6 protein-coding genes are annotated in these 9042 nt (G+C 65.8%); 1 reads left to right on the top strand and 5 read right to left on the bottom strand.

Annotated elements, in window-relative coordinates; genetic code table 11:
* Positions 1 to 325: 325 nt before the first annotated feature.
* The 3 genes from P0D87_RS31130 to P0D87_RS31120 all read right to left on the bottom strand — a co-directional run bounded on the left by P0D87_RS31130 (position 326) and on the right by P0D87_RS31120 (position 5046).
* Positions 326 to 1612 (bottom strand): virulence factor family protein, encoded by a 1287-nt coding sequence (locus tag P0D87_RS31130; RefSeq protein WP_053858146.1) that lies wholly within the window; start codon positions 1610 to 1612, stop codon positions 326 to 328.
* On the bottom strand, positions 1609 to 4161 hold the full coding sequence (gene mprF, locus P0D87_RS31125) for a bifunctional lysylphosphatidylglycerol flippase/synthetase MprF (RefSeq protein WP_307258495.1): 2553 nt from the start codon (positions 4159 to 4161) through the stop codon (positions 1609 to 1611). The genes P0D87_RS31130 and mprF overlap by 4 nt, the downstream gene beginning before the upstream one ends.
* Positions 4162 to 4893: 732 nt before the next feature.
* A complete protein-coding gene (locus P0D87_RS31120; protein WP_013588207.1) occupies positions 4894 to 5046 on the bottom strand; it encodes a hypothetical protein in 153 nt (50 codons plus the stop codon).
* A 235-nt stretch (positions 5047 to 5281) separates the two neighbouring features.
* Here P0D87_RS31120 and P0D87_RS31115 point away from each other — a divergent pair, with 235 nt between their 5' ends.
* On the top strand, positions 5282 to 6679 hold the full coding sequence (locus P0D87_RS31115) for an MFS transporter (RefSeq protein WP_053858147.1): 1398 nt from the start codon (positions 5282 to 5284) through the stop codon (positions 6677 to 6679).
* Between the two features lie 227 nt (positions 6680 to 6906).
* Here P0D87_RS31115 and P0D87_RS31110 read toward each other — a convergent pair whose 3' ends face one another.
* Entirely contained in the window at positions 6907 to 7401 is a 495-nt protein-coding gene (locus P0D87_RS31110) for a DUF421 domain-containing protein (RefSeq protein ID WP_053858148.1), read from the bottom strand.
* A 165-nt stretch (positions 7402 to 7566) separates the two neighbouring features.
* Positions 7567 to 9042 carry a c-type cytochrome gene (locus P0D87_RS31105; protein WP_053859032.1) on the bottom strand — a complete coding sequence of 492 codons (1476 nt, stop codon included), beginning with the start codon at positions 9040 to 9042 and terminating at the stop codon, positions 7567 to 7569.

Here is a 9042-nt window from a genome sequence, read left to right as displayed (position 1 = left end):
ACGAAGCGCGACATGGTCGACGGCTTCATCGAGCGGTTGTGATTCGCGTGAGGGCAAGGCAAGCTCCTGTGCGGCAAGGACGTGTCATCGAAAGTCGACCAGGAGGCAGGAGCAAGCGGACATAAAAAAACCCGCCTCGTGGGGCGGGTTATGTGTGACTGCTATCAGACGCGCGCTAACCCACCATTCGATGAATGATGCTAATAATCAGCGCAATACGGATGTCGAGGCAGTTCATGCGGACGATCATCGTTGACTGGTCAGGATTTGTCAATGCAAGTGTGCCGCGAGTACGCCGTGCGAAACGAGCGCGCGATCAGCGCACTCAGTCCCGCACGCCGCTCTGCTTCTTGAACGAACTCAGAATGCGCCGCTCGAGCGCGTTGTAATCGCCGCCGAAATGATGGTCGCCCGACGTGCGAATCACTTCGATGCCGGTCTTCGTCAGCGTCGGACACAGCGTGTCCTCCTCGTTCTGGCCGTAGATGCATTGCACGATCGCGGGCGGCACACGCGCCAGTTCCGGGCGCACTTTCAGCGCCTTGTCGCTCGCGGGCATGCCGAGCCAGCCGCCGACGCGAATCTGGAAATCGGCGTCCGGCGCGAAGCCGAGCAGCGAGATCAGCGACACCTTCGCGCGCAACGCTTCGGGCAGGCGGTTATACGCGAACGGCATCACGTCCGCGCCGAACGAATAGCCGATCAGCGCAATGTGCTCGGCATGCCAGCGCGCGCCGTAGGTTTGCATCACGCGCGCGAGGTCGCGGCTCGTTTGCGCGGGCGGCTTCTCGCTCCAGAAGTAGCGCAGACTGTCGATGCCGATCACCGACACGCCGTCTTTCTGCAACGCCTGGGCGATGGTCTTGTCGAGATCGCGCCAGCCGCCGTCGCCGGAAATGACGACGGCCATCAGGCCGTTCGGATGCGCGGCGGGCAGTTCGATGAGCGGCAGATCGGAGACGTCCTCGTCATGCGTCGACACGGTTTGCAGATGCGGCGCGATCACCGCGACAAGACGCGCGCGGTCGGCGTTGCCCGCGTTGCCCGTCGATGCCTTTTCGACGAAGCCCGGAATCTTGTCGCGAATGATCGTCGAATCGGGCGGGCACGGCTTGAAGCGCGGATCGAGCGTGTGCTCCGCATCCACCACGACAGCCCCGGCGATCGTGTTCGACGGCGCCTGCTCGAGCACCTGCATCGCGAGCGTCGCGCCCTGGCCCGTGCCCGCGACGATCGGCGCGAAGTAATGGTTCGACAGCGACTGCCGCTCGAGTTGATGGCTCAACGCTTCGGCATCGCCGACGAGCTGATGGCAGGCTTCTTTCTTCTGCGCGGGATCGGTCGCGAGCTTCGCGGCATAGCGCGCGGTATCCACGCCGACGGTCAATGCGCCCTGCTTCGCCAGCGCGTCGGCGCTTTGCTGATCGGCCGCGCTCCAGCCGCTCGCCTGCGAGTAAAGCACCACGAAGCCGCGCAACGGACCGGCCGGCTGCGTGACCGTGACGTTGCCGTAGCGGCCGCCGGAAATGGTGGTCGTCGCCGCGTCTGCGAGGGTGCCGCCAGCCACGAGGCCCGCCACGACGGCGAGCCTGAAAAACGATTGCAAAGTCATGAACGCCGGCCTCCTGCCAGCAATGACAGGTCCGCGAGCGTGAAGACCACGCCCACCGAACCCGACGCCGCGAGATAGCGCGGCTCCCAATGCGGCTGGAACTTGCTCTTGAAAGCGCGCAGTCCGCGGAAGTTATAGAAGCGGCCGCCGAAGCGCCACACGATGCCGGCAAGCCGGTGCCAGCGCGACGCAAGCGGCGTCGGCTGCATGCCCGAGAGCGGCGCGATGCCGAGACTCAGCGAGCGGAAACCGGCCTGCTTCAGATGCAAGGCCAGTTGCGTGAACAGATATTCCATCGCGTACGGCGACGCGCTTTCCACGTGACGCATCACGCCGACGGTCGCCTCGGTGTTCAGGTCGGTCGTCATGAAGGTGACGAACGCGACCGGCTCGCCGTTCTGGCGGACCAGCATCACCGATTGCGCGGCGAGGTATTCGTCGGTGAAAGCGGCGACCGAAAAGCTCTTCTCGCGCGCATCGCGACTATTGAGCCAGCCGTTGGAAATGCCGCGCAACGTTTCGAGCGACGCCGGCACGTTCGCCTGGTCGATCACTTCGACTGTGAAGCCGTCGCGCTCGCCGCGCTTGAGCGCGTAGCGCAGATGCGCGCGGTGTGAGCCCTTGAGATCGAAATCGTCGAGCACGACGTGCGCTTCCTCGCCGAGCTTCATCAGCGAGAGGCCCGCGTCGAGATACAGCGGCAACGCGTTCGCGCGCACCTGGTAGAAGGCCGCGCGTCCGCCGTGCGCATGCGCGAGCGCGACGAACTTGCTGATGAGACCGGCCCACTCCGCGCGCGGACCCACGGGATCGTGCAGCGCGGCCCACGTGCGGCCGTATTTCGCGTACATCAGGAACGCTTGCCGCGACTCCGAGAACAGGAAGCTCTTGTCGCCCATCAGCGCGAGGCCGGCGTCGCTGCGCTCCTGCGCGCGCACGATGCGCGCCGCGTCCTGCAAATCTTCCGGCGCGGGCTTCACGAAGTGGCCCGGCGCGGGACGCAGCAACTGCCAGAACGAGAACGTCGCGGCGAACAGGCTCGCGGCGAGCGTTGCGCGCAGCGCACGCGGCGCCCGTTCGTCGAAGGCGAATTGCCACCACAGGTCACGCGTATACGGAACGTCGCGGAACGCGAACAGCATGACCCACGTCGCGAGCATCAGCACCATTGCGACCGACACGAGCCAGCCGGCCGTGAAGCGCTCGGCGAACAGCGACGAATGACGATTGAAGCGCCGGCGCGTCGCGAGCAGCAGCACGATCAGCGTGCACAAGACGCCCGCTTCGACGAACGCCAGGCCCTTGGTCAGCGACAACGCGAGGCTCAGCACCGCGAGCAGCAAGGTCATCCACCAGGCGGCATCGAGACGCCGCAGCAGCCCGCGCGCGACGAACAGCAGCAGCACGCCGAGCACGCTGCACAGCATCTGCGAGCTTTCGAGCACCCACAGCGGCAGCACGTCGCGAAGAATATGAAGGCGCTGCCAGAACGCGGGCGTCGCACTCGAGATCACCAGCATGCCGCCGACCACGAACGTGACGAGGCTCAGAAACAGCGGCGCGAGTTTCGACGCGGCCGCCGCATGGCGCAGCGGCAAGCGGCCTTTCAGCGCGCGGCCCTCGAAACCCGCGAGCAGCGCAGCCGACACGACGAGCGGCGCGCCGAAGTAGATCGCGCGATAAGCGAGCAGCGCGGCGACCATCTGCTGGGTCGCGACGCTGCCGTTCAGCGTGAACACCATCGCCGCTTCGAACACGCCGACGCCGCCGGGCGTATGGCCGATCAGGCCGAGCAGCATGGCCGCGGCATAGACGGTAATGAAGGTGACGAAGCTCACATGCGCATGCGGCAGCAGCGCCCACAACGCGAGGCCGGCGGCGATCACGTCGACGACCGCGAGGCCGACTTGTTCGAGCAGGTCGCGGCGCGCGGGAATGTCGAATGAAAGCCATTGCCAGCGCGTGCGGATCGCGCGGGTCTCGGCGCGGCATGCGGCGGTCAGCAGAATCAGCGCGGCGAGCAGCAACGCACCGACCCAGCGGACCGTGACGGGCGAAAGATGCAGCATCGGCGCAAGCGGGCCGGCGAGGCAGACCATGCCGAACGCCGTCATCAGGACCAGTGCAAGCGCGAGCGAGACGCTCGTGAAGACCGTCATGCGGCCGATCTGCGCGGGCGTGATGCTCGAGGCGCCATACACGCGGGCGCGCACCGCGCCGCCCGTCAACGCGCCGAAGCCGGTGGCGTTGCCGAGCGCCGAGCCGGCCGTCGCGCCGATCCATAGCGCCGGGCGCGGCACGCTCGCACCCAGGTAGCGCAAGCCGACTGCATCGCGGCCGACGAGCGCCACGTAGCTGAGCGCCGTGGCGGCCAGCGCGGCGGTCCACTCGGAGGCGGACAAGCGGCGCAGCTCGTGCATCACCGAGCGGTAGTCGACGGCCTGCGACAAATGCTGGAGCACGCCGAGCAGCAGCGCGCAGATCGCCAGCGCGAGCACGGGCGAGAGCAATCCCCTGATGCCTCGCGCTTTGGATGCGCGGACGAACATCGCGCCCAGCCGGTCGAATTTATTCTTATATCGATGGAACATGGTCAATGCGGGCCTTGCGTGGAGCTGTCAGCTGTCGCGGCGACGGGCCGTCTGCCGCCAGGTCGCCTTGCGGCGATTACAACTGGATAACGGCAAGCAGATCAAAAGGTTGACACTGCGGGCCTTTGCGCCGGGGTTTAACCTGGGCGAACCCGCGCCGCGCCGGCCGGCCCGGAAGTCAGGGGGCTGAAGTTTAAACGCTAATCGTGGAGGGTCAACGAAGATTCGTCGCGGGTTGACGTGAGCTGTGAGCCACGGCTGGCTAAGCTTTTTGCCGCAAGTGCCGTAATCGCAAGCAATAGCCTCGCGAGATGCGATCCGTTGGTCGCACAAACGGGGCACTTGACGGGAGAAACGATGATGGCCGAACAGGATTGGATGATGGCGGGCTTGTATCTGGCGGCCCTCGCGTCGACCGTGCTGGCGATGAGCGCCTGGTCCGCGCGAGCGGCGAAAATGCGGCGAACGGTTACGCTTATCCGTTTGCCGCGTCGTTCGGGTGAGTAAGCCGCGAGTCAGCCGCGAGTCAGCCGCGAATAAGCCACGGGAAGCGCGCGGCGTTCACAAAGCAAAAGCGGCGCGAAATGCGCCGCTTGTTGCTTGCTGACCCGCGTTCGTTGTCACGCGCGACCGTCTTTAACGCGCGACCGTCGACCGCGCCTTTCAGCGCGCCCGGCCGCGTTTTGCCGCTTACTGCGGGCGGCGATGCGCCTCAGCGATCACGGCGCAGTTTTGCAGATGCAGATTCAGTGCGTGCAGCGCGAGAGCGCGCAGTTTCGCGAGCCAGTTGCCCTTGGCGGCGACGGTGTTACGGGCGGATGCAGCGTTCGTGGCGGTATTCATATCGAGGCTCCTGTATAGGGTTTCTACCTAGGTAATAACCCGATTATAGTCCTCTCGTTGCGCAGTGCAACAAAAAAATAAACCTGTTGCGCAAGAATCACAGCGGCGTCGGCAGCGCGCTCCGAGGTCGATGACCGCAAAAAGGGCGGCATGCAGGCCCGCGGTATTAACAAACCGCACCGTACAGGTGCAATAATGGCCCCTTTGCCTGCGACCGCCCGCCGCAGCTTTGTCCATGACCGCCGCCCGCACCGCCCTGATAGCGCCTTTGATCGTCGCGTGCGCGATGTTCATGGAAAGCGTCGACGCCAACGTGATCGTCACCGCCCTGCCCGCGATGGCGCGCGACTTCGGGCGCGACCCGGTGGCGCTGAAAATCGCGGTCACGAGCTACGTGCTCGGGCTCGGCGTGTTCATCCCCGTTTGCGGCTGGCTCGCCGACCGCTTCGGCGCGCGCACCGTGTTTCGCACGGCAATCGGCATCTTCGTGGCCGGCTCGCTGCTGTGCGCGGCGTCGAATTCGCTGGCCACCTTCACGCTCGCGCGCTTCGTGCAGGGCGTCGGCGGCGCGATGATGGTGCCGGTCGGCCGCATCATCATCTTCCGGGTCGTGCACAAGGTCGACTTCATCCGCGCGATGAATTATCTGAGCGTGCCCGCGATGCTCGGCCCCGCGGCCGGCCCGCTGCTCGGCGGCTTCATCACGACTTATCTGCACTGGCGCCTGATTTTCTTTATCAACGTGCCGATCGGCATCCTCGGCATCTATCTGACGAACAAGCACATCGCCAACACGCGCGAGCCGCATCCCGGCCCGCTCGACTGGATCGGCTTTTTTCTGTCGGCGGCGGGCGCGGTGCTGCTTCTGCTCGGGTTGTCGCTGATCGGCGGCGAGCTGATCGCCAATCGCGACGCGTTCGGCATGTGCGGGATCGGCGCGGTGCTGCTGGTGCTTTACGTCGTGTATGCGCAGCGCGCGCGGCTGCCGCTGCTCGATTTGCGCTTTTTCAAGGTGCCGACGTTTCAGGCGAGCGTGCTCGGCGGATCGCTGTTTCGCATCGGTCTCGGCGCGCTGCCTTTCCTGCTGCCGCTGATGCTTCAGGAAGGACACGGCATGAGCGCGTTTCAGTCCGGCCTGATTACCTGCGCGTCGGCATTCGGCGGCATGTTCATGCGCACGGTCGCGTCGCGCGTGCTGCATCGCTATGGTTTTCGCTCGGTGCTGGTGGTCAACGCGGCGCTGTCGGGCGTTTCGATCGCGGCGTGCGGGCTGTTTTTTCCCGGCACGCCGACGTGGATCATCTGGGTCGTGGTGCTGCTCGGCGGCTTCTTTCCCGCGCTGCAATTCACGAGCCTCAATTCGTTGACCTACGCGGAAATCGCGAGCCGCGACGTCGGGCGGGCGACGAGCCTCGGCAGTGTCGTGCAACAGATGTCGCTCGGTCTCGGCGTGACGGTCGGCGGCATCGTGCTGCAGATTTCACGCATGCTGAACGGCCATGACACGATCATGTGGTCGGATTTCTGGCCCGCGTTTCTCGTGGTGGGATTGTGCTCGTTCGCGTCGATTCCGGTGACGTTGCGGCTGCCGCGTGGCGCCGGGGAAGAAATCTCGCGCGGTGGGCGCGGCTGACGACGAGCGGATAGCGCGGTCTGCGGGGGCTGGTGGCTTGGCGAGCTGGTGACTTACCTGTCGCGCTGCTGGTCTGCCGCGCTACTTGTCTGTCGCGCTGCTCGTCTGTCGCGCTGCTCGTCTGTCGCGCTGCTCGTCTGTCACGCTGCTCGTCTGCCACGCTGCTCGTCTGTCGCGCTGCTGGTCTCCCGCGCTGCTCGTCTGCCCCGCTGCCCGCCGCGCCGAATTCACTGCTCCTTGCGGATCACGCTCACTTCGCCGTTGCGCTCGAGAATCGCCGCGGCGACCTTGTCGAGCGAGCGGGAGCCGATCTTCTGCCGCACGCTTTCCCGCACATCGTTCGAGGTCATCAGCGCGGCCTGCAGTTGATCGTCGTTGAATGCGCCGTTGCTGAACAGCTCGCGCTCGACGCCGCCGACCAGCCGCTCGATCGCATGCGAGCGCATGCAGATCCACGCAAGCAGGCGATGGCAAACGACGATCACGAGCGATGCCAGCACCGTGGCGACGAACGGCGACGCGCCCACGATCGCGCGGCTCAACGTGGCGCCCAGCAGAATCACCACGACCGAATCGAACGGCGAACGCTGTCCCAACGAACGCCGTCCGGAGATCCTGATCAGCACGAGTGCGATCAGAAACACGACGACCGCGCGCAGGCTCATCTGCAGCGGGTCGAGATCGCGCCCTTGCCCGAACAGCAGATAAATCGCGTCCATCATTGTTTTGTCCTCCGGGTCCGGCCCGCCTCCGTTCGATGAAGGCAAGGCCACGCGCAGTACCGGCAGCAGATGCCAAGGAGAAGCAAACCATGTGCCGATCGCCGGACGCGGCGACGCTTTTTGAAGCGCTATTCCGAGGCGCTGTTCCAGGCGCTATTCGAGGCGCTACTTCCCCAGCTTCGCCCGCACACGCGACACATCGCGCGACGTGACCGGCGCAGCCGCGTTGCCCCACGTATTGCGGATAAACGTCAGCACGCGCGCCATTTCGTTATCGGTCAGTTTGTCCGTGAACGACGGCATCTTGCGCGGCTCCGGACCGCTGAGTGTGTGCGGACTCTCGCCGCCTTCGACCAGCAAGCGCACGAGCGATGTACTCGATGCCCCGAGCACGGCGGGATTGCCCGCCAGCCGCGGATACTTTTGCGGCACGCCGGCGCCGTCCATCTGATGACATCGCGCGCAATACGTGGCGTAGATGCCGGCGCCGGGCCGCTCGACGTCGCCGGTTCTGAGCGCCCGCACGGTCTGCTGCGCGGCGCGCGAGTTTGCATTGAAGCGGCCGTTCGGCGCGCGCGGCGGCAGGCTCTTCAGATACGCGGCGATGGCGGCGCGGTCGGCATCGCTCAGGTACTGGGTGCTGTCTTCGACCACTTGCACCATGCTGCCGAAAGTCACGAGTCCACCGCCGTGGCCGGCTTTGAGGAAGGCGGCGATGTCGTCGGCGGAAAATCGGCCGAGGCCCGAGCCTGGATCGGCGGTGAGATTCGACGCGAACCAGTTGTCATTGGTGCCGCCCGTCAGATACGTCGAACCCGAATGGCTGTAGCCGCGCTCGTTGAACGCGGGGCCGCGCGGCGTGTGGCACGCGCCGCAATGTCCGAGCGATTGCACGAGGTAGGCGCCGCGGTTCCATTGCGCGTCATGCGCGGGGTCCGGCTGGTATTGCCTGGTCGGCGCAAAAACCCAGTCCCAGAACAGCAGCGCCCAACGCTGGTTGAACGGGAACGGCAGACGCGTCGTCGGCGCGGGTGTCGGCACAGGCTGCACGCCGTGCATGAAGTACGCGTAGAGGGCGTGCATGTCGTCGTCGGTGATTTTCGAAAACGATGGGTATGGCATCGCCGGATAAAGCCGCTTGCCGCCTCGCGCGACGCCCTCGCGCAACGCGCGCGCAAAGTCTTCGTAGCTGTAGCGGCCGATGCCCGCTTGCGGATCGGGTGTGATGTTCGACGAATAGATGGTGCCGAACGGCGAGCCCATGCCGAGGCCGCCCGCGAACGGCGGCGTCGCTACGGGCTTGGCGCCCGGCTGGGTGACATGCGGCGGGGCTGTGTGGCAGCCGGCGCAATCGGCGGCTTTCGCGAGGTAGGCGCCGCGGGCGATTTCGGTGGGGTTGGCGCTCGTTGTAATGCTCGCGTTGATCTCGCGCGTGGCCGTGCTGTTCGTTGTGCTGTTCGTTGTGCTGTTCGTTACGCCGTTGCCCGCCCCGCTCGCCGCGGCTTCTCCTGCATGGCTCGTGGCATCGTGCAACAGCATGCCCGTCAGCGCGAGCGCGACCGCGGCCACACTGCCCGCGCGCCAACCTCGCGGCACCAAGCCGCCGCCACGCATCGCGAGAAAATCACGAAGGCCGCGCAT

This window comes from Paraburkholderia sp. RL17-368-BIF-A (assembly GCF_046054045.1).
GTDB lineage: Bacteria > Pseudomonadota > Gammaproteobacteria > Burkholderiales > Burkholderiaceae > Paraburkholderia > Paraburkholderia graminis.
This window is presented reverse-complemented; position numbering and strand designations above follow the sequence as displayed.